This is a genomic window from Sinomonas cyclohexanicum, assembly GCF_020886775.1.
In the GTDB taxonomy this organism is placed as follows: domain Bacteria; phylum Actinomycetota; class Actinomycetes; order Actinomycetales; family Micrococcaceae; genus Sinomonas; species Sinomonas cyclohexanicum.
The window spans coordinates 1206844-1232485 of the sequence record NZ_AP024525.1 but is presented as its reverse complement, the minus strand read 5'-3'; the positions used below and the strand labels follow the sequence as shown (position 1 = coordinate 1232485).

At 70.5% G+C, this 25642-nt stretch carries 19 protein-coding genes; 12 read left to right on the top strand and 7 right to left on the bottom strand.

Annotated features, from left to right (window positions below; translation table 11 throughout):
• Positions 1-149: 149 nt before the first annotated feature.
• From SCMU_RS05760 to SCMU_RS05710, 11 genes are all read left to right on the top strand, one after another.
• On the top strand, positions 150-1370 hold the full coding sequence (locus tag SCMU_RS05760) for an MFS transporter (protein ID WP_229232075.1): 1221 nt from the start codon (positions 150-152) through the stop codon (positions 1368-1370).
• 67 nt (positions 1371-1437) lie between these two features.
• On the top strand, positions 1438-2640 hold the full coding sequence (locus SCMU_RS05755; RefSeq protein WP_229232074.1) for a glycosyltransferase family 4 protein: 1203 nt from the start codon (positions 1438-1440) through the stop codon (positions 2638-2640).
• 19 nt (positions 2641-2659) lie between these two features.
• A complete protein-coding gene (locus SCMU_RS05750; RefSeq protein ID WP_229232073.1) occupies positions 2660-4021 on the top strand; it encodes a UDP-glucose dehydrogenase family protein in 1362 nt (453 codons plus the stop codon).
• A 95-nt stretch (positions 4022-4116) separates the two neighbouring features.
• Positions 4117-4746 (top strand): DUF6318 family protein, encoded by a 630-nt coding sequence (locus tag SCMU_RS05745; protein ID WP_229232072.1) that lies wholly within the window; start codon positions 4117-4119, stop codon positions 4744-4746.
• A 272-nt stretch (positions 4747-5018) separates the two neighbouring features.
• Positions 5019-5612 (top strand): hypothetical protein, encoded by a 594-nt coding sequence (locus SCMU_RS05740; protein ID WP_229232071.1) that lies wholly within the window; start codon positions 5019-5021, stop codon positions 5610-5612.
• 158 nt (positions 5613-5770) lie between these two features.
• A complete protein-coding gene (locus tag SCMU_RS05735) occupies positions 5771-9157 on the top strand; it encodes a DEAD/DEAH box helicase (protein WP_229232070.1) in 3387 nt (1128 codons plus the stop codon).
• A 289-nt stretch (positions 9158-9446) separates the two neighbouring features.
• Positions 9447-10085 carry a LysM peptidoglycan-binding domain-containing protein gene (locus SCMU_RS05730; protein ID WP_229232069.1) on the top strand — a complete coding sequence of 213 codons (639 nt, stop codon included), beginning with the start codon at positions 9447-9449 and terminating at the stop codon, positions 10083-10085.
• Positions 10086-10477: 392 nt separating this feature from the next.
• Complete coding sequence (locus SCMU_RS05725) at positions 10478-12013, top strand: NCS1 family nucleobase:cation symporter-1 (protein ID WP_371829656.1); 1536 nt, start codon at positions 10478-10480, stop codon at positions 12011-12013.
• Between the two features lie 100 nt (positions 12014-12113).
• A complete protein-coding gene (locus SCMU_RS05720) occupies positions 12114-12836 on the top strand; it encodes an aspartate/glutamate racemase family protein (protein WP_229232067.1) in 723 nt (240 codons plus the stop codon).
• Between the two features lie 197 nt (positions 12837-13033).
• Entirely contained in the window at positions 13034-14248 is a 1215-nt protein-coding gene (gene fdhA, locus SCMU_RS05715) for a formaldehyde dehydrogenase, glutathione-independent (protein WP_229232066.1), read from the top strand.
• Between the two features lie 103 nt (positions 14249-14351).
• A complete protein-coding gene (locus tag SCMU_RS05710; RefSeq protein WP_229232065.1) occupies positions 14352-15692 on the top strand; it encodes an FAD-dependent oxidoreductase in 1341 nt (446 codons plus the stop codon).
• 80 nt (positions 15693-15772) lie between these two features.
• Here SCMU_RS05710 and SCMU_RS05705 read toward each other — a convergent pair whose 3' ends face one another.
• From SCMU_RS05705 to SCMU_RS05680, 6 genes are all read right to left on the bottom strand, one after another.
• On the bottom strand, positions 15773-16552 hold the full coding sequence (locus tag SCMU_RS05705; protein ID WP_229232064.1) for a C1 family peptidase: 780 nt from the start codon (positions 16550-16552) through the stop codon (positions 15773-15775).
• A 212-nt stretch (positions 16553-16764) separates the two neighbouring features.
• Positions 16765-17400, bottom strand: a complete 636-nt coding sequence (locus SCMU_RS05700; protein WP_229232063.1) for a PadR family transcriptional regulator — start codon at positions 17398-17400, stop codon at positions 16765-16767.
• The gene (gene ligM / locus SCMU_RS05695; protein WP_229232062.1) at positions 17397-18821 is read right to left on the bottom strand and encodes a vanillate/3-O-methylgallate O-demethylase; all 1425 of its coding nucleotides are present in this window, start codon (positions 18819-18821) and stop codon (positions 17397-17399) included. Before ligM (SCMU_RS05695) ends, SCMU_RS05700 begins: the two co-directional genes overlap by 4 nt.
• Before the next feature lie 34 nt (positions 18822-18855).
• On the bottom strand, positions 18856-19761 hold the full coding sequence (locus tag SCMU_RS05690; protein ID WP_229232061.1) for a methylenetetrahydrofolate reductase: 906 nt from the start codon (positions 19759-19761) through the stop codon (positions 18856-18858).
• Positions 19762-20042: 281 nt separating this feature from the next.
• Positions 20043-21536: an aldehyde dehydrogenase family protein gene (locus SCMU_RS05685; RefSeq protein ID WP_229232060.1), complete on the bottom strand. Its 1494-nt coding sequence runs from the start codon at positions 21534-21536 to the stop codon at positions 20043-20045.
• Between the two features lie 219 nt (positions 21537-21755).
• On the bottom strand, positions 21756-23135 hold the full coding sequence (locus SCMU_RS05680) for a hypothetical protein (RefSeq protein ID WP_229232059.1): 1380 nt from the start codon (positions 23133-23135) through the stop codon (positions 21756-21758).
• Positions 23136-23246: 111 nt separating this feature from the next.
• On the opposite strand from SCMU_RS05680, the gene ligM (SCMU_RS05675) reads away from it, so the two are divergent.
• A complete protein-coding gene (gene ligM / locus SCMU_RS05675; protein WP_229232058.1) occupies positions 23247-24662 on the top strand; it encodes a vanillate/3-O-methylgallate O-demethylase in 1416 nt (471 codons plus the stop codon).
• Between the two features lie 88 nt (positions 24663-24750).
• Here the strand turns inward: ligM (SCMU_RS05675) and SCMU_RS05670 are convergent, their stop codons facing one another.
• Positions 24751-25404: a GntR family transcriptional regulator gene (locus SCMU_RS05670; protein WP_229232057.1), complete on the bottom strand. Its 654-nt coding sequence runs from the start codon at positions 25402-25404 to the stop codon at positions 24751-24753.
• Positions 25405-25642: the final 238 nt, after the last annotated feature.

Here is a 25642-nt window from a genome sequence, read left to right as displayed (position 1 = left end):
TGGCTGCCTTGGCACATTCCAGCACAGCCCACGAGGCGGCATGTGATCTTTCGCACACTCCGCCTGCCACTACCGAACGTAGAATTGGGGCGGCGCGGACCGGGCGTATCCGCGCCGCGGGCGTGTGCGGCCCCGATACACTCGACCCCGTGCCGGACCCCCACCCCACACGGCCCTCCGAGCGGCCGCCCGCGCGCGCCGTCGTCCCCCTCTACGCCGCGGGCTTCACGACCGCGTTCGGCGCGCACAGCGTCGCCGCCGGGCTCGGGGCGGAGATCGGCCGGGTGGGCCTGAACCTGCTCTCCCTCGGCGTGCTGCTCGCGCTGTACGACCTCGCGGAGGTGGTCCTCAAGCCGCTCTTCGGCTCGCTCTCCGACCGCATCGGGCCCAAGCCCGTGGTGGTCGGCGGGCTGCTCGCGTTCGCGCTCGCCTCCCTCGTGGGCGCGGGCGTCCAGGCCCCGTGGGCCCTCGCGGTCGCCCGGCTGGGGCAGGGTGCGGCGGCGTCGGCATTCTCCCCCGCCTCCTCCGCGAGCGTCGCACGGCTCGCGGGCCCGCTCACCGGCCGGTACTTCGGCAGGTACGGCTCGTGGAAGGGCCTCGGGTACGCGATCGGGCCGCTCCTCGGCGCGGCCGCCCTGTTCGTCGGCGGGTTCCCCGTGCTGTTCGGGGTGCTCGCGGCGCTCGGCGTGGGCGTGGCCGTCTGGGCCGCCCTCGCCATGCCCCGGCTCGACCCGCTCCCCCGGCCCCGGTACACGCTCGCGGACCTGGCCCGCCAGCTGGGCGGGCGCTCCTTCCTCGGCCCCACGATCGTGCTCGCCGCCTCGACGGGGTCCCTCGGCGCCGCTGTCGGGTTCATCCCGGCCCTCGCGGCGCACATCGGGCTGCCCACCGCCGCGGCCGTGGCCGCCGTGACCGTCCTCGCCCTCGCCTCATCGCTCCTCCAGCCGCGCATCGGCCGCCTGCGGGACGACGGGCGCCTCGCCGACCGGCCGGGAATCCTGGCCGGGCTCGGCGCCGTCGTCCTCGGGGCCGCCGCCGCGGCAGCGGTGCCGTCCGCGCCCGAGCCGCTCGGCGCCGTCGTGGTCTACCTCGCAGCGCTCCTCATCGGGGCGGGCATCGGGACGGTCACGCCGCTGGCCTTCGCGCACCTGGCCGACGCGACACCCGCGGAGCGGATGGGCCGCACGATGGGCAGCGCCGAGCTCGGCCGCGAGGCGGGCGACGCCGGCGGGCCGCTCCTCGTCGGAGCCGTCGCCGTGGGGGCGGGGCTGGGCTGGGGGCTGGCGGCACTCGCCGCGGTCGTGGCCCTCGCCGGGCTCGCCGTCCCACGCTCGCACGAGCCGCGCCCCTCGGGCGGCCCCGGCAGTTAACCCAGCCTTCCGCGGCACGTCACGCGCACTCTGCCATCCGGTCAGGTGGCCGCCGGACGGTTGAAGCGTGAGGATCGCTATCGTTGCCGAGTCGTTCCTGCCCCAGATGAACGGGGTGACGCACTCCATACTCCGGATCCTCGACCATCTCCAGGAGCGCGGCGACGACGTCCTCGTGATCGCACCCTCGGGCGAGGGCGCCTCGGGAGTCTTCCCGCTGCCCGAGACGGTGAACGGGGCGCACGTGCTGCGCATGCCCGCGCTGCCGGTGGCGGGCTACCCGAAGGTGCGCGTCGCGTTCGGCGCGGTGCCGAGGGTCCGGAGGGCCCTGCGCGCCTTCGCGCCGGACGTGGTGCACCTGGCGTCGCCGTTCGAGCTCGGCTGGCGGGCCGTGCGCGCCGCCCACGAGCTGGGCATCCCCACGGTGGCGGTGTACCAGACCGAGGTTCCAGGCTACGCGGCCCGGTACGGCGTGCCGTTCCTCGAGAACTGGGCGTGGCAGCGCGTCGAGGCCGTCCACCTGCTCGCGGACCTGACCCTCGCCCCCTCGACATTCGCGCTCAACCAGCTGCGCGGACGGGGGATCCTCGACGTGGACCTGTGGCGCCGCGGCGTCGACACCGTGCGGTTCCATCCGGGGAAGCGCGACGGCGCGTGGCGGGCGTCCGTGACCGCAGCGGCTCCCGCCGGAGGCGGTACCGGCGGCACGGGGGCATGCGGGCAGCCGGTGAAGATCATCGGGTACGTGGGCCGGCTCGCGGCCGAGAAGCAGGTCGAGAACCTCCGAGTCCTCGCCGACATTCCCGGCACGCGGCTGGTGATCGTGGGCGACGGCCCCCTGCGGGCCCAGCTTGAGGCGCAGCTGCCCGGCGCCCACTTCGCGGGGTTCCGCAGCGGCGAGGACCTCGCTCGGATCGTGGCGAGCTTCGACCTGTTCGTGCACCCGGGCGAGTTCGAGACGTTCTGCCAGACCATCCAGGAGGCGATGGCCTCGGGTGTGCCCGTCATCGCCACCGGGCGGGGAGGGCCGCTGGACCTCGTCGAGAACTCTAAGACCGGCTGGCTGTACACCCCCGGCGACCTGGCGCAGCTGCGCTCCTACGCGCTGGACCTCCTCGGCGACGACGCGAAGAGAGCCGCGTTCGCCGAGTCCGCGTGGCGCAGCGTGCAGGGCCGGACCTGGCGCGCCATCGGCGAGCAGCTCGTCGGCCACTACGAAGACGTCATCTCCCAGCGCTGGTTGAGCGGAGTCGAAACCAACGCGCGCTGACCCAAAGGAAGGGAACACCATGAAGATCTCCGTCATCGGCTGCGGCTACCTCGGGGCCGTCCACGCCGCCACGCTCGCCTCGATGGGCCACGAGGTGGTGGGCATCGACACGGACGCGGACAAGGTGGGCCACCTGGCGCGCGGGTTCGCGCCGTTCTTCGAGCCCGGGCTCGAGGACCTCCTCGCCGACGGGCGCTCTTCAGGGCGGCTGGCGTTCGCCACGGACATGGACCTCGTGGCCGACTGCGACGTGCATTTCCTCTGTGTCGGGACCCCGCAGTCCAAGACGAGCGATGTGGCGGACCTGACCTATCTTGAGTCGGCCGCGCGGGAGGTGGGGCGGCTCGCGAAGGCGGGGGCCGCCGTCGTGGGCAAGTCCACGGTCCCGGTGGGTACCGTACAGCGGGTGCGCGAGTGGCTCGGCGGTGCGGACGTGGAGCTCGCGTGGAACCCCGAGTTCCTGCGGCAGGGCACGGCGGTGAAGGACTCGCTCATCCCGGACCGGCTCGTGTACGGGGTCCAGGAGGCGCACGACGGCTCGGGGGCCGGCACGGGCCGCAGGGCGGTGCGGATCCTCGACGAGGTCTACGCTCCCCTGCTGCACGCAGGGGTGCCGCGGATCGTGTGCAGCTTCGCGACGGCGGAGCTGATCAAGTCGGCGGCGAACGCCTACCTGGCCACCAAGCTCTCCTACATCAACGCGATGGCGGAACTGTGCGACGCGGCGGGGGCAGACGTCACGCAGCTGTCCGCGGCGATGGGCCTGGATCCGCGGATCGGGCAGCGCTATCTCGCCGCCGGCCTCGGATTCGGCGGCGGGTGCCTGCCGAAGGACATCCGGTCGTTCCGGGCGCAGGCGCGCGGGCTCGCGGTCGAGTCGGTAGACGCGTGGATGGGGCTCGTGGACTCGATCAACGTGGGGCAGCGCGGGCGCGTGGCCGACCTTGCCGCCGAGCTGTGCGGCGGGTCCGTGGCGGGACGGCGCGTGGCCGTACTCGGCGCGGCCTTCAAGCCGGACACCGACGACATCCGCGACTCCCCCGCGCTGGACGTCGCCGTGCAGCTCGCCGCGGCCGGCGCGCACGTCGTGGTGACCGACCCGCGTGCGATCAACAACGCGTGGATGCGGTTCCCGCAGCTCCAGTTCGAGCCATCCGTGCGGGCAGCGCTCGACGGCGCCGAGATCGTCTTGCTGCTGACCGAGTGGGCGGAGTACCGGGCACTGGACCCCGTCACCGCGGCCTCGCTCGTGCGGCGGCCCGTCATGGTCGATGCCCGCAACGTGCTCGACGCCGACGCCTGGCGCTCGGCGGGATGGGACTTCCACGGGCTCGGGACCGGCCGGCAGCCTCAGCCTGTGGATAACCTGCAACACCTGTAGTCACATCCTTGTAGACTGCCGAAGACACGTCGCCACGCACCGCACCCGCACCCGCACCCGCACCGGCGGCACACCAACGACCTCGGGGGATGTCAATGGCGATTCGCCGTCGCACACTTCGCTCTGCCCTGTCCGTTTTCGCCCTGGCCTCGGTCCTTGGCCTCACCGCCTGCGGCTCGGGCTCCGCCGGGCCTGATGCCCAGGGGGCGGCGAGCGCCTCGGCCTCCGGGACGCCCACGCCGACGGTCGATTCGCGCCCGACGCCGGCCAGCTCCACCGGGCCCGCCCGCAACCTCCCGAAGCCCGAACTGCCCGCGGCTGCACGGGAGAACACCGAGGCTGGGTTCAGGGCGTTCACCCAGTACTGGTTCGACACGATTACCTATGCGCTCGAAACGGGCGATACCGAGCCCCTGAAGGCCGCATCCAAGCCTGACTGCAAGATCTGCAATGGTTATCTGGATCGCGCAGTCAAGGTGTCATCCGGCGAGGGTTGGGAATCCGGCCCACGATGGCGGGTCCAAGACTTCAGATCGACCCTGAAGCTAGATCCTCTCGGTCAGGCGATCGGATATTTCCTTCTGGACGAATCAGCATCAACCCGATTCGGGAAGGCTGGAGAGGTGCTCAAGTCCTACGAGGCGTCGTCTAGTACCGATCCCCGCGCCATCTATGCAATCCACGGCCCATCGGGATGGATGACCACGCAGGCAGGCAATGCCTAATGCCCGCGACTGTCACGTCAATCGGCGTCGCCGCGATAGTCCTATTCGGGCCGATGGCACCTCCACCGCCGAGCACTGCATTCGGTGACGACGCCGTCGTAACTAACGGGACGAGGTCAGGAACGATCGTCGTTGAGTTTCCTAAGGTAGAGGGCATCGCGAACGTTTTTACGTATTCCTATGCCCCTGCCTGCTCAGAGGGAACTGACACGCTGAGCGCCCCTGCGTGTGCCGCATTGAATGCGCGCTGCAGCGCAGAACCGGGCGGGATCATGGTCGTCTGGGAACGGCTCGATACGCGCACTGCGGGGGCCACATGGGAACGGCTCGAGCAGGCGTGCCTGTATCCCGGGAAACCGCCCGAGCGGCCCGGCGACGTCGTGATCACGGTGACCGAAAAGCAGCTGCGCGAGCTCCCGATCAAGGCCCCGGAACTTGGCTCACAGCCAGGGAGGCACACGCTCAAGGGTGCGGAGACGAACATCTACGCGGAACCGGCGGACCAGTCGTTCACCATCAGCATCGTGGGCCGGAGGGTCGACATCAGGGTCAAGCCCAGCGAGTACCAGTGGTCGTACGGCGACGGCGCATCCCTCATCACGAGTGGCCCTGGGGGGCCGATCCCCGAGGCACGCTGGGGCGAGAAGACCGTGACCAGCCACGCTTACGCCCAGACCGGTGACGTGAGCGTCGGCCTCACCACGGTCTTCACCGGCGAGTTCTCAGTGGACGGCGGGCCCTTCCAGCCGATTGCGGGAACCGCGCAGGTCCCCAGCGCGGCGAAGGCCCTCAGCATCTGGCGCTCCGAGGTCAAGCTCTACGCCGACGACTGCATCGCCAACCCCGCCGGCCCGGGCTGTGGCTAGCCGGCATTCCACCACAGGTTGTGGACTTTGCCCCGCGCCACGGCGTGGGGCAAAGTCCACAACCTGTGGTCAAGCGGCCACGTCCGCCGGCGCCCCCCTCCCCGCGCGGGCCCAGCCCCGAATCCAGGACTGTCCGCCACCCATGGGACGATGAACGCATGGCCTCGATCCCCTACCCGACCGCACACGGTGCCGGCGCCGAAGACGCCGCGCCGCTCGTGGACGTGGCGGGGATGGTCACCCGGATCGGTGCCGCAGCGATGTCCCGCGCCCACGCCTACGCCCACGAGGGCCGGGTGGAGCACCTCGCGTGGCACCCCGAGATCACCGAGCTCACCGCCCAGGTTTTCGGCACCGAGGACGAGCCCTACGAGGTGGGCGTCTACCTCCAGCCCCATCACGGCACCTACCGGTACGCCGGAGGCTGGTGCACGTGTCCGGTGGCGGCGGACTGCAAGCACATGGCGGCCGTCGTCCTGACGGCGAACGCCCGGCGGCTCCGCGCCGACGCCGCCGAGCAGAGCGCGGCCAGGCGGGCCGAGCCGGCATGGAAGGGCGAGCTGCGGCGCATCATCAATCCCGGGGCCGAACGGGACAGGCTCGGCGCGGCCCGGCGCCTCGGGCTGCAGTTCGAGCTCCGCGATTCGCACGCGAGACTGGGCGGCCGCTTCGCGAGGTCGTTGCCGAAGACCCGGCCCGACTTCCGGCTCGGCATGCGCCCCGTCGAGTTCAACCCGACAACCGGCCGCTGGCTGCGCGGGGACATCTCGTGGACCACGTTCGGGCGCCCCGACCACGTAGGCGACTACTTGACCGCGCACTTCGAGCTCTTTCGGGAGATCCAGGCGCTGCGGCTCGGCACGGCCTCCGGCTACTGGAACGGCAACGATCCGTGGCTCTACCTCGACGAGTTCGCCAGCCCGCTCCTCTGGACGCTCCTCGACGCTGGGCGATCGCTCGGCGTCGAGCTCGGCGGGGCGGCGAAGGGCACGACCGTCACCCTCGCGGACGGCACCGCGACAGTGGGGCTCGACGCACTCCCGGGCGAGGACGACGGCGCGCTCCTCCTCGCGCCCACCCTCGCCGTCGGCGGCGTCCTGGTGCCGATCCAGCGTGCCGGAACGATCGGCGACCACGGCGCGTACGCCGTCGTGCGCACGGGGGAACGCGAGGAGCTGATCATCCTCGCCCCCTCCGAGTCCCGCCTCGGAGAGCGGGAGCGCGCGCTGCTCGCGGCGCCGGACGGCGTCGAGATCCCCGCGGCGGACCGGGACGCGTTCCTCGCCGAGTTCTACCCGGACCTCGCGCGGTCGGTGACGCTCACGGCGGACGACGCCGTGCACCTCCCGCCGATCCTGCCTCCCCTCCTCGTGCTCACCGCAGCCTTCGAGCCCCAGGATGTGCTCCGCCTCGCGTGGCACTGGGAGTACCCGGCGGGCGACGGCGCGCGGCAGCTGCCGCTCGTGCCCACGCCGGGCGAGGGGATCCGCCGCGACGGCGCGGCCGAGGAGGCCACCCTCCAGCACGTCGCCGCCGTCCTCGAGGAGAGCCCTCTGAAGGGGCAGCGCATCGGCCCGGCCCGGCTCGAGGACCTCGACACGGCCGAGGCGGCCGAGAACACGCTCCCGGCCCTCGCCAAGCTCGAGGGCGTGGAGCTCCGCATCGAGGGCACCCGACCCGACTACCGGCGCCTCGAGGGGACCCCGAAGCTCGTCCTGAGCGCCGTGGAGTCCGATAAGAACGACTGGTTCGACCTCGGCCTCATGGTCACGATCCCGGGCCGGAGCATCCCCTTCCAGGACATCTTCACCGCCCTCGCCCGCGGGCGCACCAAGGTCATGCTGCCGGACAAGACGTGGTTCCGGATCGACACCCCCGAGATCGAGCGCCTCAAGCGGCTCATCGACGAGTCCCACGAGCTGCGCGAGTGGCGCGTGGAAGGCCCGTCCACGAAGAGGCCTCCGCGGCTGAGCGTCTATCAGGCGGGCCTGTGGGACGAGATCGCCGAGCTCGCCGGCGAGACGGTGGAGCCGCCCCGCTGGAAGCAGACCGTCTCCGGTCTCCTCGACCCGCATGCCCTCGACCGTGTCCCCGTACCGGCCGGGATGAACGCGACGCTGCGCCCGTACCAGGACGACGGCTTCCAGTGGCTCGCGTTCCTCTACCGCCACGGCCTCGGGGGCGTCCTTGCCGACGACATGGGACTCGGCAAGACACTGCAGACCCTCGCACTCATCCTGCACGCGCGGGGTTTCGACGCCGCTCCGCGGGAGGCGGGCCCTGCGGCGGCGTCGCAGCGGGCGGCGCAGCCCCCGTTCCTCGTGGTCGCGCCGACCTCGGTCGTGGCCAACTGGGAGGCCGAGGCGGCCAGATTCGCCCCGGGCCTGCGCACGGTGGCGCTCACGGACACGCAGGGCAAGTCCGGCACCCCGGTCGAGGAGTCAGCGAAGGGGGCGGACATCGTCGTCACGAGCTATGCCCTGTTCCGCCTCGACTACGAGGCGTACGCCGCGCTCCCCTGGGCGGGACTCATCATCGATGAGGCGCAGTTCCTCAAGAATCGCGCCACGAAGGCGCACCAGTGTGCCAGAGACCTCGAAGCCCCGTTCAAGCTCGCGCTCACGGGCACGCCCCTCGAGAACAACCTCATGGAGCTGTGGTCGCTTTTCGCGATCGTGGCACCGGGGCTGTTTCCGGCGGCGAACCACTTCGGGCAGGACTTCGCCAAGCCGATCGAGAAGAACGGCGATGCCGACCGCCTGGCCAGGCTGCGCCGTCGTGTGCGCCCGCTCATGCTGCGCCGCACCAAGGAGGCCGTGGCGAAGGAGCTGCCCGAGAAGCTCGAGCAGCGCCTCGACGTCGAGCTGGACCCGAAGCACCGCAAGCTCTACCAGCAGTACCTCCAGCGGGAACGCGAGAAGGTCCTCGGCCTCGTCGAGGACCTGGACCGCAACCGCTTCATCGTCTTCCGCTCGCTCACGCTGCTCCGGCTCATGGCGCTGGACCCCTCGCTCGTCGACGACGCGCACGACGGCGTGTCCCCGGCGAAGCTCGACTCCCTCCTCGAGCAGCTGGACGACGTCGTGGCGGAAGGGCACCGCGCCCTCGTGTTCAGCCAGTTCACCTCGTTCCTCAAGAAGGCCGCCGCGAGGCTCGACGCGGCGGGCATCGCCTACGAGTACCTCGACGGGTCCACGCGGCGCCGCGGTGAGGTGGTCTCGCGGTTCAAGGAGGGCGAGGCTCCGGTGTTCCTCATCTCCCTCAAGGCGGGCGGGTTCGGGCTGAACCTGACCGAGGCCGACTACTGCTTCATCCTGGATCCGTGGTGGAACCCCGCAGCGGAGGCCCAGGCCGTGGACCGGGCCCACCGGATCGGGCAGACGAGGCGCGTCATGACGTATCGGCTGGTGGCGAGGGGCACGATCGAGGAGAAGGTCATGGAGCTCAAGGAGAAGAAGGCCGCCCTGTTCTCCTCAGTCATGGACGACGACGCGATGTTCTCCTCGACGCTCACCGCCGAGGACGTGCGCGGGCTCCTCGAATAGGGCCAAAGGACACGAGATCTTGGTCACGATTTGGCAACAGCGGATTCATACCCTACGGTAGGTATCGGTTCGGTAACGGACCGCCCGCCCGCCATCCCCCAGCGAGGCGCAACAAAGCCCGACGGCCCGCAGCCGTGGGCCGCATATGCCGGGTGCTGCCGTCCACCGCTCGCCGCCGTCTGTGCAGCCACCATTGACCTGACCTTCGAACCGTCAGGGGCCGGCGGCGCACGCTGAAGTCCCGGGGACGGGGCGAGTGCCGGTGGAGCCCCGAGCATTTGAGACTCTTATGAAGAAGATCACCCTTACCGCTGCCCGCCGTTCTCTCGCCGTCGTCGCCGCCGGTGGCGCCGCGCTCAGCGCCGCCGCCCTCGGCGCCCCCGCCGCGAACGCCGTGGACGGCGCCACGTGGGACGCCCTCGCGCAGTGCGAGTCCTCCGGCAACTGGGCCATCAACACGGGCAACGGATTCTCCGGCGGCCTCCAGTTCACCCAGAGCACCTGGGCCGCGTACGGCGGTGTCGGCGCCCCGCAGAACGCCACGCGCGCGCAGCAGATCGCTGTCGCCGAGCGCGTCCTCGCCGGCCAGGGCTGGGGCGCATGGCCCGCCTGCTCCGCCAAGCTCGGCCTCTACGGCAAGGCCGGCGCCAACCCGACCCCCGTCCAGGCGCAGGCCGCCCCGGCCCCCGCGAAGCAGGCCCCGGCCCCCGTCCAGCAAGCTCCCGTCCAGCAGGCTCCGGCCCGCCACGCCGCGCCGGTTCAGGTCAGCGGCTCGACCTACACGATCGTCTCCGGCGACACGCTGAGCCAGATCGCCCAGAAGCTCGGCGTCAAGGGTGGCTGGCAGGCACTCGCCGACGCGAACGCGAACACGATCTCCAACCCGAACCTGATTTTCCCGGGCCAGGTCCTCCACCTCCCCGCCTGATCACAGGGCCTCCCTGCATGATCCGCGCGATCATGAGGGCTCCCGGCGCCTAGCCGGTTCCCCGGGGAGCGCACTGGGCCCGTCCCCCCTCGGGCCCAGCGCGCCTCCCCGGAGAACGCCGCATCAGGACATGCCGCATTCCGCACGGGATGAGGGCGTGTCCCGGTGCGGCGTTCTGCGTTGCAGGCCTCTTCTCCGCAGACCTCTTGTCAGTCGGGATACCAAACAGCTACATTTGGAATACCAAAGCGAGACGAGGGTCACACCACCCCGAGATTCGCACCACACGCGGCCCACCCCGGGCCGCACTGCTGAGCCTCACAGCATCCACAACAGGCCAGCGGATCCAAGTTGCGCGCCCTACCTGTCCCGATCCCAGAGAGTTCATCATGATGAACAGCACCCCGGACACCGCCGTCCCCACGCTGGAGGCTCACAACGTGACTCACGCTGAAGCCCGCAACACCACGCACGGCCTCCCTGCAGGCCTCAGCCCCCGCCTGTACAACACCGACCTCGCCCCGACGAAGCGCGAGGGCCGCAAGTGGACCGCGTACTCGATCTTCACCCTGTGGGCCAACGACGTGCACAGCCTCGGCAACTACGCGTTCGCCATCGGGCTCTTCGCGCTCGGCCTCGGGGGCTGGCAGGTCCTCGCGGCGCTCGGCGTCGGCGCGGTCCTCCTCTTCGCGCTCCTGAACCTCTCCGGGTTCATGGGCCAGAAGACGGGCATCCCGTTCCCCGTGATGAGCCGCATCGCCTTCGGCATCCACGGCGCGCAGATCGCGGCCCTCATCCGCGGCGGCGTCGCCATCGCCTGGTTCGGCATCCAGACCTACCTCGCCTCCGTGGTGCTCCGGGTGCTCCTCATCGCCGTGGCCCCGGGCCTCAAGCCCCTCGACGAGGGCTCGATCCTCGGCCTGTCCGCGCTCGGCTGGATGGCGTTCGTGGCCCTCTGGATCATCCAGGTCGTCATCGTCTCCTACGGCATGGAGATGATCCGCAAGTACGAGGCCTTCGCCGGCCCCATCATCCTCGCGACCATGCTCGCGCTGGCCATCTGGATGTTCGCCAAGGCGGGCTTCTCGATCGCGTGGAGCACGGGCAAGGACCTCGCCGGCGGCGACATGTGGCTGCACATCCTCGGCGGCGGCGCCCTCTGGGTCGCGATCTACGGCACATTCGTCCTGAACTTCTGCGACTTCACCCGCTCGGCCAAGACGAAGAAGTCGATCGTCAAGGGCAATTTCTGGGGCATCCCGATCAACATGCTCCTGTTCGGCGCCATCACCGTGGTCCTCGCCGGCGCGCAGTTCAAGATCGACGGCCGCATCATCGAGAGCCCCTCGGACGTTGTCGCCTCGATCCCGAACACGTTCCTCCTCGCCGGCGCGTGCGCCGCCCTGCTGGTCCTGACCATCGCGGTCAACCTCATGGCCAACTTCGTGGCACCGACCTACGCCCTGACGAACCTGTTCCCGCGCCACCTCAACTTCCGCAAGGCCGCGCTCGTCTCGGCCGTGATCGGCCTCGTGATCATGCCCTGGAACCTGTACAACAACCCCGTGGTCATCGTGTACTTCCTCGGCGGCCTCGGCGGCCTCCTCGGCCCGCTGTTCGGCGTGATCATGGCCGACTACTGGCTGGTCCGCCGCGGCAAGGTCAACGTGCCCGAGCTCTACTCCGAGGCCCGCGACGGCACGTACCACTACGTCAGGGGCGTCAACCCGAAGGCCATCGCGGCCCTCATCCCGGCCGCGGCCGTGGCACTCGCGATCGCGTTCGTCCCGGCCCTCGGCGCCATCAGCTCCTTCTCCTGGTTCTTCGGCGCGGGCATCGCGGCTGCCAACTTCTTCTTCCTCAACCGCAGGCGCGGCACGTTCGAGGACGTTGACGGCGAGGCCATCGCGGTCGCCAGCGTCCACTGATCCCCCGCACGGACCAGCGCACGACGGCGGCGGCCCCGCCCACGCGGGCCAGCCCGCCGCCGTCGTGCCCCACCACTTCCCCCCACCAGAAGGACCCCCCATGCGCATCCTCGTTGCCAACGTCAACACCACCCAGTCCATGACCGACTCGATCGTCGAGGCCGCCCGCGCTGCCGCGTCGGAGGGGACCGAAATCGTCGGGATCACGCCGCGGTTCGGGGCCGACTCGTGCGAGGGGAACTTCGAGTCCTACCTCGCGGCGATCGCCGTCATGGACGCCGTGACGCGGTACGAGGGCGAGTTCGACGCCGTGATCCAGGCCGGCTACGGCGAGCACGGCCGCGAGGGCCTCCAGGAGCTTCTGGACGTCCCGGTCGTGGACATCACCGAGGCCGCCGCGTCCACGGCGATGTACCTCGGGCACAAGTACTCGGTGGTCACCACGCTGGACCGGGCGGTGCCGCTCATCGAGGACCGGCTCAAGCTCGCGGGGCTCGACGCGCGCTGCGCGTCGGTCCGCGCCTCGGGGCTCGGCGTCCTCGAGCTCGAGGAGGACCCGGAGCGCGCGGTCAAGGAGATCGTCGCCCAGGCCGAGAGCGCCGTCAGCGATGACAAGGCCGAGGTGATCGTGCTCGGCTGCGGCGGCATGAGCGGGCTCGACTCCCAGATCCGAGAGCGCTGCGGGGTCCCCGTGGTGGACGGGGTCGCCGCCGCCGTCGCCGTCGCGGAGGGCCTGGTCCGGCTCGGGCTGAGCACCTCGAAGGTCCGCACCTACGCCACGCCGCGTCCCAAGAAGGTCACCGGCTGGCCCATCGGCGGCTAGGCGCCCGGGGCGCCCACGCCCTTGACCCCTGCTCGGCCCTGTGCTTACGGTGCACAGACCGCCAGCAGTCGACGCCGGTACTCGTGCGCGCCCCGCCGGGCCGCCGCCGGCGCCGGCGCCGTGGACGGTTCCGCTGAATCAGCACCGCAGGGGCGCAGGGCCCCTGCTTCACTGGAGCAGAGAGGTACCTGATAGATATGGCAGGCAACAGGGCAGTCGCGTACAAGGGTCCGGGCAAGGTCGAGGTCATCGACACGGACTACCCGACGTTCGAGCTCAAGGACGGGCCGGGCGTCAACCCGGCCAACGTGGGGCGCAAGGTTCCGCACGGCGTCATCCTCAAGACGGTGGCCACGAACATCTGCGGCTCCGACCAGCACATGGTCCGCGGCCGCACCACGGCGCCAAAGGACCTCGTCCTCGGGCACGAGATCACCGGCGAGGTGGTCGAGACGGGCCCGGACGTGGAGTTCCTCAAGGTCGGCGACCTCGTCTCCGTCCCGTTCAACATCGCGTGCGGGCGCTGCCGGAACTGCAAGGAGCGCAAGACCGGCATCTGCCTCAACGTCAACCCGGACCGGCCCGGGTCGGCGTACGGGTACGTGGACATGGGCGGATGGGTCGGCGGCCAGGCGGAGTACGTGCTCGTCCCCTACGCCGACTTCAACTGCCTCAGGTTCCCCGACAAGGACCAGGCGCTCGAGAAGATCATGGACCTGACCATGCTCTCGGACATCTTCCCGACTGGGTTCCACGGCGCGGTCACCGCGGGCGTCGGCGTCGGCTCGACCGTGTACGTGGCCGGCGCCGGACCCGTGGGACTCGCGGCGGCGACGAGCGCGCTCCTGCTGGGCGCCGCCGTCGTGATCGTGGGCGACATGAACCCGGACCGGCTCAAGCAGGCAGCGAGCTTCGGCTGCGAGACCGTGGACCTGTCCAAGGGCGATCCTGGCGAGCAGATCGAGCAGATCCTCGGCGAGCCGCTTGTGGACTGCGGCGTGGACGCCGTGGGGTTCGAGGCCAAGGGGCACGGGTCGGGGGCAGCCGAGGCCCCGGCCACCGTGCTGAACTCGCTCATGGACATCACGGCGGCCGGCGGCGCCCTCGGCATCCCGGGGCTCTATGTCACCGGGGATCCCGGCGCCGCCGACGAGGCCGCCCGGAAGGGCTCGCTCTCGCTGAGCCTCGGCACGGGCTGGGCCAAGTCGCTGTCCTTCACCACCGGCCAGTGCCCGGTCATGAAGTACAACCGCGGCCTCATGATGGCGATCCTCCACGACCGCGTTTCGATCGCGAAGAACGTCAACGCCACGGCGATCCCGCTCGAGGATGCCCCGCGCGGGTACGCCGAGTTCGACTCCGGGGCGGCGAGCAAGTACGTGCTGAACCCGAACGGCTACATCAAGAACTGACGGTCCCGCGCACAGCGCCGCATCAGGACATGCCGCCGTCCCGCTTGACGGCATGTCCTGATGCGGCGTTCCGGCGCGCGAGCTGGCCGCGTACTCTGGGCGCATGGCTGCACCTGAGGGGACGCGAGTGGCAGTGGTGGGCGGCGGGCCCGCGGGCATGGTCCTGGGACTCCTGCTGGCTCGGGGCGGGATCGACACGGTGGTGCTCGAGAAGCACCCGGACTTCCTCCGCGACTTCCGCGGGGACACCGTCCACGCCTCGACCCTCACGCTGCTCGACGAACTCGGCCTCGGCTCCGCCTTCGAGGCCCTCCCCCACCGGCTCATGGACCAGGTGGAGATCCAGCTCGACGCCGGGACGGTCCGCCTCGCGGACCTGATCCGCTACCTGCCGGGCCTCCACCCGCACATCGCGCTCGTGCCGCAGTGGGACTTCCTCGAAATGCTTGCCGACGCCGCCGCGCGGGAGCCCCACTTCACGCTTCTGCGCTCGGCGGAGGTGGTGGGCCTGACGCACGACGCCGGCCGGGTCACCGGGGTGCGCTGGCGCGACTTCCGGGTCGGGGGCCCGGAGCACGCGGTAAGCCCGGAGAATACCGGGGGCACAGAAATCAGCGGGAGCACAGAGCGCACGCTCGCCGCGGACCTCGTGGTCGCGTGCGACGGGCGCTGGTCCACGGTCCGCACCGCGGCCGGCCTCACCGCCCGGGAGTTCGGCGCGCCCGTGGACGTGTGGTGGTTCCGCGTGCCGCGACGCGAGGGCGATCCGGACGGCGGCGTCGGGCGCCTGTCCGGGCGCGAGTTCATGATCATGATCGACCGCGGCAGCGAATGGCAGTGCGGGTACCTCATCGCGAAGGGCCAGGACCCGGTGCTGCGCGCCCAGGGCCTCGACGCCTTCCGTGCGCGCCTCGCGCGGCTCCTGCCGTGGATGGCGGACCGGCTCGGCGACCACCCGGCGTCCCTGGACGACGTGAAGCTCCTGAGCGTCCGCGTCGACCGGCTCGAGCAGTGGCACCAGGACGGGCTCCTGCTCATCGGCGATGCCGCACACGCCATGTCCCCCGTGGGTGGGGTGGGCATCAACCTCGCGATCCAGGACGCCGTGGCGGCGTCGCGGATCGTGGGCCAGTGGATGCGCCACGCCCGGGGCCCCGTCCCCGAGAGCCTGCTCGCCACGGTGCAGGGCCGCCGGCTCCTGCCCACCCGGCTGGTCCAGGCGTTCCAACGGGCGGCGCACCGCGGCGTCGTGAACCGGGCGCTGAAGGGGACCCTCGCGACGTCTACCACGCGGCTCCCGCTGCCGATGCGGGTCCTGACGCGGGTCCCATTCCTGCAGCGGATTCCCGCGCGGTTCATCGCGATCGGCCCGCGCCCGGAGCACGCCCCGAGCTGGGCGCGCCGCCTCGAGAGGCTCGCCCCGCCGGCGGGCCGGGCGGGCTGACCCGCTCACGACAGCAGGCGCGGCGGCGACCCACCCTCGGACGGCGGGTCGCCGCCGTCGTGCGCGGGGGCCCTGAAGGATCAGGCGAGCGTCCGGATGGTCCAGAAGTCGCTCGAGAGGCCAGTGGAGAGCAGGTACTGGTAGGGCAGCGTGAAGTAGCCGGCCTGCCCCCATCCGGTGCCCCACGAGTTGCGGACGCGGAACGTCTGGCTCGCGTTGTCGTACCCGACGGCGAGGACCGCGTGGCCGCCGAGGACCTGCTCGTTGGGCGCGGGCATCGGTGCCACGCCGGTCTGCGCGACCTGCTGGCTCTCGAATGACTCGTAGACGGTGAAGCCGAAGACGAACGGGTAGCCGTCTGCGAGGCAGCCCTGCATCTGCGCGAGGGTCCGCGTCACGCGCTGGTAGGCGATGGCCCGGTGCGTCTTGGCGTCGACGTAGCACTGATCAGTGGGCTTCACGGCGAACTTCGTGATGTCGTAGACCCACTCGGTCTCGGGGCACGCTCCCTGGGTCGCGACCGACTTCACGCCGTCGCGGATCTGGGCGCCCGAATCGCTCGCCACGGTGTGCTCCATGACGCGCTCGTTGTAGTAGATGAACAGCCTCGACGGGGTCGTGTACCCGGCGATGCCCTGCTTGTCTGCATCGAACTCGAGCGCCGCGGCGATCGAGTTCCCGGTGCACGAGCCGAGCTGGCCCTGGTCGTAGACGGGCGGACAGCTCGCCGTTAGGTCCACGGAGGGCGGGAGCGCACCGAGGACCTCACGGGGCACGGAGTAGAGGTGGTCGCGCTGGTCGGGGACGTCCGGGACCCAGCCATAGGAGTGGGTGCCGCGGGGTGCTGCTTCAGTGGTCATGGCCGGGGGTCTTTCGGGGGGAGCGGCGGGGCCGCAGGGGATATGGAGGCCGTGGGTGCGCGCGGTCTGTCTGCGCCGGATCGGCGAGGTGCCCCGCCCACCGAGGCGGGGTGGCCGGGGCACCTGCTGACGGGCGTCGGCCTGAGTGCTGGGGGTTCTCGGGCCGACCGATTAATTTGTAACTCGATTTTATAAACCTCGCCCGGCTGCCGTCAAGACCCCTGCTGCGCGGGGTTTTCCGCGGGCACCTCTCCCCACGACCCGTCGGGCCCCGCGAGCGCCTCCACGAGCTCGAGGCCCCGGCGCGCCCAGTCGATTTCCCCCCGCGCGCGCTCCACGAGGCCCTCGTACGTGAACCGCTTGAACGCGATGGTCCTGTCGCGGTCCTGGGGCGGGGTGACCGCCAAGCGCCGCACGAGCATCGGGTTGTCGAGCGCGGCGATCCGCCCGAGCTCCCCCTCCCACTGCGCGAGCTCGCCCTCCCACTGCGCGATGTGCGCGCGGAAGAACTCACGGGCGGACTCCGGAGTCGTGGACTCGAGGTAGGCGGCCCTCAGGTGGGCCGGGTCGCGCACGCGGGCGTACTCGAGGGGCGTGCGCATCCAGTCGAGGAACGCCCGCTCCCCCGCTTCGGTCACGTGATAGACACGACGCGTCCCGCGCTGCCCGCGCGGCTGCTCCTCGCCCTCGATGAGGCCCTCGGCCTCCATCTTGCGCAGCTCCGGGTAGATCTGCGAGTCGGGGGCGTGCCACACATGCCCCACCGAGAGTGAGAACTGCTTCTGCAGGTCGTAGCCCGAGAGCGGGCCGACCCGCAGCAGCGCGAGCAGCGCGACGCGCAGGCTCATGCGGACTTGTAGCCCGTGCGCCACCCGCCGTGGTACTCGGAGCGCGCCACCGCAGAGTACGGCACGGGGCTCACGACGGCGCGCACCTCCATCTGCTCATGGGGCTCGACGGCGGCCTTCCGGCTCCCGCCATTCGGCTCGCCCCAGACGACCTTGACCTCGGCTCCCTCCGGGACGTCCGCGTTGACGGTCGCGAGCGAGAGCGCCGTGCGCTCGTTCGCGCTGTAGCCGGTGAACATCGAGAAGCCGACGACACTGCCGCCCGCGTCGACGACCGAGTCGTAGTTCGCGGAACCGTAGTTGGCGAGCGGGAGGTCGAAGAACTTGTAGTGGGGTCCGTCCACGTCGAACAGGGAGGAGAACAGCTTCGTCATGTCCTCGGCGTTCCATGCGAGGGTGACCTTGCGCCGCTGCGTCGCGGGGTCGATCTTCTCGAGCGCGTCCCGGCCGATGAAGTCATGGTCGAACTTCACGAACGAGCCGTAGCCGAGCTCCCAGGGGGTCAGGTAGTAGTCCTCGATGGTGTCCGAGACAAACGAGCCGGCTAGGGTGCCGGTGGCCTCGTAGCCGTCCGCGGGCAGCCACTCGCGGTAGGCCCGCTCGGCGTCCCCGGTGTAGATGGCCGGCAGCGGCGAGGGGATCCAGCCGGACTCGAGGGTGTTGGACGGGTAGGCGCGGGAGCCCACCGGGACGAGCCCCAACTCCGCGCCCGCGTCGACGATGGCGTCACGGATCCGGTCGTGGTCCGCGTAGGGGCCCCAGACTTCGAGCCCCGGCGCGCCGGCCATTCCGTGCCGCAGCGTGCGAACGGTGGTGCCATCGATCGTCATCGTGGACATGTTGAAGAACTTCAGCTGCTCGAGCGGGCCGCCGTTGAGCTTCTCGATGACCTGCCACGCGTTGGGGCCCTGGATCTGGAAGCGGTAGTACTCGCGGGAGACCGAATGGCCGTACGGACGCGACGGCGAGCGGCGGTCCACCGTGATGTCGAGGTTGCCGTAGCCGCCGGTCTCGCCGTGGAACAGGAGCCAGTTGGCCGCGGGCGAGCGGCCCACGTAGACGTACTCGTCCTCAGCCTCGCGGAAGAGGATGCCGTCGCCGATCACGCCGCCGTTCGAGGCTACCGGGACGTACTGCTTGGCCTTGTTGACCGGGAAGCTGGCGGTGGAGTTGATGGCCGTCGCGGTGATGAGCCTGATCGCGTCGGAGCCCTTGAGGAACAGGTTGTCCATGTGGTGCGACTGGTCGTAGAGCACGGCCGTGTCGCGCCACGCCTTCTGCTCCTTGATCCAGTTCTGGAAGTCCGCGGGGACCACGGGGTAGATGTAGGAGCCGATCTGGGAGTTGCGCAGGAGGTCGACGACGCTCTCCGGCGTCCCGCCGGCCCCGTCGAGGACGTCCTGCAGATTCTTCGGTGCCACGGTGAACCTCTCGTTCTGTCTCGGATGTGGGTCTCTACGCGGAGGCGCGCTCGGCGATGAACCTGTCGGCCCAGTCCGCGGTGGCCGCAAGGCCGCCGAACGTGTAGAAGTGCAGCCCGACGCGGCCCGCGATCCCCTCGCCGGCCCCGCCCCCGCCCTGGGGCGAGGCGAGCGCGGCGGCGAGGTCGTCCACGAAGCGGTCGGGGCCGGCGTCGCCCATCAGGTTGGTGAGCGAGAAGCCGTACTTCTTCACGATCATCGCGTTGGCCCCGACGCCGAAGCGGCGCGCAAAGTTCATCAGGCGCTTGACGCCCGCCGGGCCGGGAGTGCCGACCCGGATGGGCGCGTCGATGCCGTGGGCGCGCGCGGCGTCGATCCAGGCGGTGACCGGCTCGGTATCGAACGCGAACTGGGTGATGACGAACATCTTCAGGCCCTGGTCCCTCAGCGCAGCGGCCTTGTCGATGAGGGCTCCTTCGAGTGCGTCGCGCGAGATGTCGGGGTGGCCCTCGGGGTAGCCCCCGATGCCGACCTCGCGGACGCCGAAGGCCTGCAGGACGCCGCTGGCGATCACTGCGCGCGAGTCCTCGTACGGCCCCTCGGGCGTGGCGGGGTCGCCGCCGATCACGAAGATCCGCTCCGCCGCGCCGATCTCCCGCAGACGGCCGAGGAATTCCTCGAGCTGCCCCTGGGACTTCAGGCGGCGGGCGGAGAGGTGCGGGACGGGGACGAATCCGTTGTCGCGGACCGCCTTCGCAGCCGCGACGCGCATCTCGAGGTCCTCGTTGCCGAGGAACGTGACGTTGATCCTCGTGCCTGCGGGGATGCGGTCCTTGGCCTCGAGGAGGCCGGGGATGTCCTTGCCGGTCATCTCGAGGGAGAAGTCCTCGATGAGTTCAAGGGATGCTGCGCGATTCGCCGTGGGTGCACTGCGGGCCATATCCGGACTCCTTCCGCCGGGGCGCCTCGCTGCGCCCTCTTCGAATGTAACTATGCAGATAGGGAATGTCCATAGTTATATGACCCGGAGGGGTCAGCCACTGGGTGCCTGCCCTCGCCTGAAGGTCAGCTCCCGGGTGTCACGTCCTGCGACTACCCGCAGGAGCTGACCTTCAGGAGCTGACCTTCAGGAGCTGACCTTCGGGAGGTGGCCTTCAGGAGGTGACTCCCAGGAGGTGACTCCCAGGAGGTGACTCCCAGGAGGTGACTCCCAGACGAGGGTCAGCCGGCGGCGAGGGCGTCGGGGTCGAGGTGGGCGATCGAGCGGGTGTCCTGGAACGCCCGGACCCCCTCGATCCCCTGCTCGCGCCCGAACCCGGACTGCTTCATCCCGCCGAAGGGAGCCCGGAGGTCGAGGCGGGTGGCGCCGTGGTCGTTGACCCAGACGTACCCGCACTCGAGCTGCCGCGCTATCCGGTTGGCGTGCTCGGGGTCGGCCGACCAGACGGAGCCACACAGCCCGGCCCACGTGTCGTTGGCTGCCCTGACGGCCTCCTCCTCAGTGTCGAACGGCAGGAGCGGGATGACGGGTCCGAACTGCTCGTGGGTCACGACGCGCAGCGACGGGTCCGGGTCGATCACGATCGCCGGGCGCAGGAAGTTGCCTCCCTCCAGCTCCGGCTCCGTGGGCAGCGCCCCGAACTCGCGGACCTCCGCTCCGGAGGCCTTCGCCTCCTCGATGAGCTCCGCGACGAACGCCTTCTGCACGGGAGAATGCAGCGGCCCCATCGTGGTGCCCTCGTCGAGCCCGTACCCGATGACGGCCTTGTCGAGCCTCGATGACAGCCCCGCGACGACGTCGTCCATCCGCGAGCGGTGGACGTAGATCCGCTTGGCATTCATGCAGATCTGGCCGGTCGTGTCGAAGATGGCCGCGTAGAGGCGGTCGAGCTCCGCGTCGTCGAGCGTCGCGTCCTCGAGCACGACGGCGGGGTCGTTGCCTCCCAGCTCGAGCGTCACCCGGGTGAGCGAGCCGGAAGCCATCTGCATGATGCGCTTGCCGCCCGCGACGCTCCCCGTGAAGCACACCTTCGCGATGTCAGGGCTCGTGATGAGCGCGGACATGTCTGCGTCCTTGCCGGTCACGACGTTCAGGACACCCGGGGGCAGCTTCTCCGCGACCCGCTGGACCACGCGCGTCGTGGCGAGCGGGGTGGTGGGCGGCGGCTTCACGATGGCCGTGTTGCCGGCGAGGAGCGCATGCGGGAGGGAGGCCCCGAGGATGGCGATCGGCCAGTTGAACGGCACGATCACGGTGACGACTCCGAGCGGCTGGTACGCGACCGTCGTCGTGACCGGGATCCCCGGCGCCGGTGCGAGGACGTTGCTCGCGTCGACCTCGTCGGCGAGCGCGAGGGCGAGGTTCCAGCGGATCTCGAACACGAGGGAGTCCACCCACGCCTCGATCCGGATCTTGCCGTTCTCCTGGGACAGGATCGCGGCGTCCGCGTCGCGGGACTCGGCGATCCCCTGGATCGCGGCGGCCATCTGCGCGGCACGCTCCTGCGGGCTCAGGGCGCTCCACGCGGGGTAGGCGGCCTTCGCGGCGGCGATCGCGTCGTCGACGTCGCGCGGGCTTGCCGCCGCGGCGTGCCCGACGACGGTCCCCGGCTTTCCGGGGTCCGCCACCTCGAGCGTCGCCTCGGTCTGGCGTTCGGTGCCGCCGATGTACAGGCCCGTGGTGACGGGCGCCTTGGTGTTGAGTGTCTCGGTCATGGCATGCCTCCTGGCTCCTTGCTGACCCTGTTCCCTTGCCTGACGACTACTGCTTGTGCTTACGGCCGCGCTACTGCCGCACGACCGGTGTTCCGTGCGACCTCGCCGTCCTTCCAGCCGATCCCCGGGCCCTCTCCTCGATCGCCCGCACGCGCCGCTCGAGGGCCGCAGCGCTCGTGGCGCGGTGCAGTCGGTCATGATGTCCTCTCGCCGGCGGCTCTAGCCGTCGGCCCGGTACACGGTGCGCGCCAACTCGTGGTACGGCGCGGGCGCAACCGTGGCGCGGATGCGCATCTGCCGGTGGACCGCGTCGACGGCCGCCTTGCGCGAGACGGGGTCCTCGCCCCAGACGACCTCGACCTCGGTGCCGTACGGGACCTCCGCGTCCACGGTCGCGAGGGACATGTAGAGCTGGTCGAACGCCACGTAGCCGGCGTCGGTCGAGATGCCCACGCGCTTCCCGTCCCGGAGCACCTCATCCATCTGGAACAGGCCGTACCGCGCCTTGGGGAAGTCGAGGAATTTCCCGGGCGTGCCCGGCTCCATCTGCGACCGCACCACTGCGGCGACGTCCTCCGCATTCCACAGCAGCGTGGCCTTGCGGCGGCGCTGGTCCTCGGCGTGCCTCTCGAGGGCCGCGCGGCCGTGGAACTCGTGGTCGAACCGGACCGACTTGCCGAGGCCGAGGTCGTAGGGGGTCATGTAGTAGTCGTGGACGTCCGCGGAGTAGAGCGAGCCGCCGATCGAGCCGGCCCGCGCGGCAGGGAGCCACTGGCGGTACTCGGCGAGGTCGTCGTCGAAGATCGCGGGGAACGGGGTGGGCACCCAGCCGGACTCGAGCGGGGAGGCCGAGTAGGCCTTCGCACCGACTCGGCGGATGCCGAACTCCTCTCCCGCATCCATGAGGGCGGCCAGCACGGTCTCGTTGTCCTCCCAGGGACCGTAGAACTCGAACCCGGGCTGGCCGGCCATGCCGTGGCGGAGCGCCCTGACAGGGCGGCCCGCGATCTCCACGTTCCCGATGTGGAAGAACTTGATCTCCGGGACGGGCCCGCCGAAGACCTTCTGCATGACCTCGTCCGCGCGCGGCCCCTGGAGCTCGTACCGGTAGAACGTGGGCGGGCCCTGGCGCATGTGCGAGTTGGGCTCGAGGCGCGCCGAGACCTCCTTGCCGGCGGCCTGGGCCTTCTCGACGTTGAAGCGGACCCAGTCGATCAGGAGGTGGTGGCCGATCAGCACGAGACCCTCGGGATCCTCCTCGCCGGGCGCGTGGAAGAAGAGGATGCCGTCACCGATGAGGTAGCCGTCCTCGTTGACGGCGATGAGCTGCTTCGCGACGCCCGGGCGGAACGTGGCGAACGTGTTCGGCGAGAGGGAGGCCAGCAGCCCGATGAGGTCCGCCCCGCCGAGGAACAGCTGGGTCATATGGTGCGACTGGTCCATGAGGGCCACGGTCGTGTTCCACGCGCGCTGCTCGTCGCGCCAGTTGGTGAACTCGGGGGCCACGGGGAAGGTGAACGCGGGCCAGTCCTGGTTGCGGAGCAGTTCTACGGGGCCGCCGGCACGGGCCACGGCGTCGGCGAGTGATTCGGTGGACATGGGGGAATCGCCTCCTGTGGCCAGAGAACCACTCCCCTAGCCTGCGGTCAAGGCATCCAATACATTATTGTCACCAATCCCGTTGTGAGAGTTGTCGTGAAGGAGTCCGTCATGGCCGCGAAGAATCTCCAAGAAGTCCTGGACGCCGCGGGGGGCACGCCACAGGGAACGGTCGGGCTCCTGCGGAACTCTCCACTCGGCACGTACATCTACCCCGTGGTCCCGGCGGAGTTCACCAACTGGCGGCGCGAGCAGAAGGCGTGGCGCGAGACGGCCGTCCTCTACGACCAGACCCACCACATGGTCAACTTCTTCCTCAAGGGCCCGGACGCCCTCAGGCTGCTGACGGCAACGGGAATCAACAGCTTTGCGGACTTCCCCGTGGACACCGCGAAGCAGTTCGTGCCGGTCGCGTCCAACGGCGGGGTCATCGGGGACGGCATCCTCTTCCACGAGGCCGAGGACGAGTACGTGTTCGTGGGCCGCAACCCCGTGGCCAACTGGCTCCAGTTCCACGCCGAGACCGGCGGCTACGACGTCGAGTACACGTACGACGACCGCTCGCCCTCGCGCCCCTACGGGCAGGCCGTGACGAGGAAGTACTACAGGTTCCAGATCCAGGGTCCCAATGCGTGGCAGGTGATCGAGAAGCTCGCCAGCGGAACGGTCGAGAAGGTCAAGTTCTTCCACATGGGCCACCTCGGGATCGCCAGGCAGCAGGTGCGCACCCTCCGCCATGGCATGGCCGGCGCGCCGGGCCTGGAGATCTGGGGCCCGTACGACCAGCACGGCGCGGTCCGCGACGCGGTGCTCACGGCGGGCGCCGAGTTCGGGATCGAGCCCTGCGGATCCCGTGCCTACTCCTCGAACACGCTCGAGTCCGGATGGATCCCCTCCCCGCTCCCGGCCATCTACACGGGCGAGCCCGAGCGCGCCTACCGCGAGTGGCTCCCGGCCACCGGCTACGAGGCGGTCAACGCCCTCGCCGGCTCGTTCGTCTCGGACACCATCGAGGACTACTACCTCAACCCGTGGGAGCTCGGCTACGGCTCGTTCGTGAAGTTCGACCACGACTTCATCGGCAGGGATGCCCTCGAGCAGCTCGACCGCGCCGCGCAGCGCCGCAAGGTCACGCTCGCGTGGAACGATGAGGACCTCGCCGCCATCTGGGCGTCCTTCCTGGACCGGGAGGGCCCCGGCTACCAGTTCTTCGACCTGCCCAACGCGAACTACGGGTCCTCGAACTACGACGCGGTGCTCGACGCCGACGGTGCGACCGTGGGACTCTCGCTCTTCACCGGCGTCTCGGCGAACGAGCGCCGCGGCCTCTCGCTCGCGACCGTGGACCCGAAGGTTGAGATCGGCACCGAGGTCCACGTGGTGTGGGGCGAGCCGGACGGCGGCTCCCGCAAGACGACCGTCGAGCCGCACGAGCAGCTGCGCGTGCGCGCGATCGTGAGCCCCGCGCCCTACGCGGTCACGGCCCGGAAGGAGTACCACGGCGGCTGGCGCACGGCCCAGGGCTGACGCGCGCGCGGAGCTGGGCATGCGGCGCGCGGAGCTGATTGCCCCGCGCGCCGCATGGCCGGGGTCGCGGACGACGGCGCCGCCCGACTCAGGCGGTCAGCTCGCGGAGCGCCCCGATGACGCTGAGGAGGTGTGTCCGCACGGCGCGCTCCGCGGCCTCGGGGTTCCGGGCGAGGATCGCGTCGATGATCGCCGCGTGCTCGAGGACCGAGACCTTGGCGCGCGCGGGCTTCGAGGAGAGCTTGAACTGGTGCCGGATGCTCTGGGCGTGCAGCCGGGCGAGGACGTCGGAAGCGGTGATGTGGTGGCTGAGCGCGCGCACGCGGGCGTCGAGGTGCTGGTGGAGGCTCGCGTACTCGACGAGGTCTCCCTCGGCCACCGCAGCGAACATGGCGGCCCGGAGGCCCGCGAACTCCGCGGCCTCCGCGTCCGTGAGGCGCTCGGCGGCCTTGGCGGCACACAGGCCCTCGACGCCGATGCGCACCTCGAGGATCTCGATTGCCTCTTCGAAGGAGACGGCTCGGACCCGCGAGCCCTTGTTGGGCAGGCGCTCCACGAGGCCCTCTCCCGCCAGCTCGAGCAGAGCAGTCCGAACGGTGGCGCGGCTCGCGGAGAAGGAGTCGCTCAGGTCTGCCTCGATGAGGCGCTGGTTGGGCGCGAACTCGCCGCGCACGATCGCGTTGCGGATGAGGTCCGTGACCCGCGTCTCCGCGGCAGTGCTGCCCACCGCTTCCGCCGCCATGCGACCACACGCCTTCCGATGGTGCCGAGGTTCCCGTGGCTCGGGATCCCGCCGCACCGGGACGCCCTGATACCCGCCGCGGCAAGTATGCCGCGCCACGATTTTGTCTACAATCCTAGAACCAATCGCGGGAGGACCATGCTGGGCAAGGCGCTGCCCGCCGCCGCGCCCCGCCGCGCTCCCCATCCAAAATCGTTGACAATCTCGTCTCCCATCCGTAGCTTCATCACATGCGGCC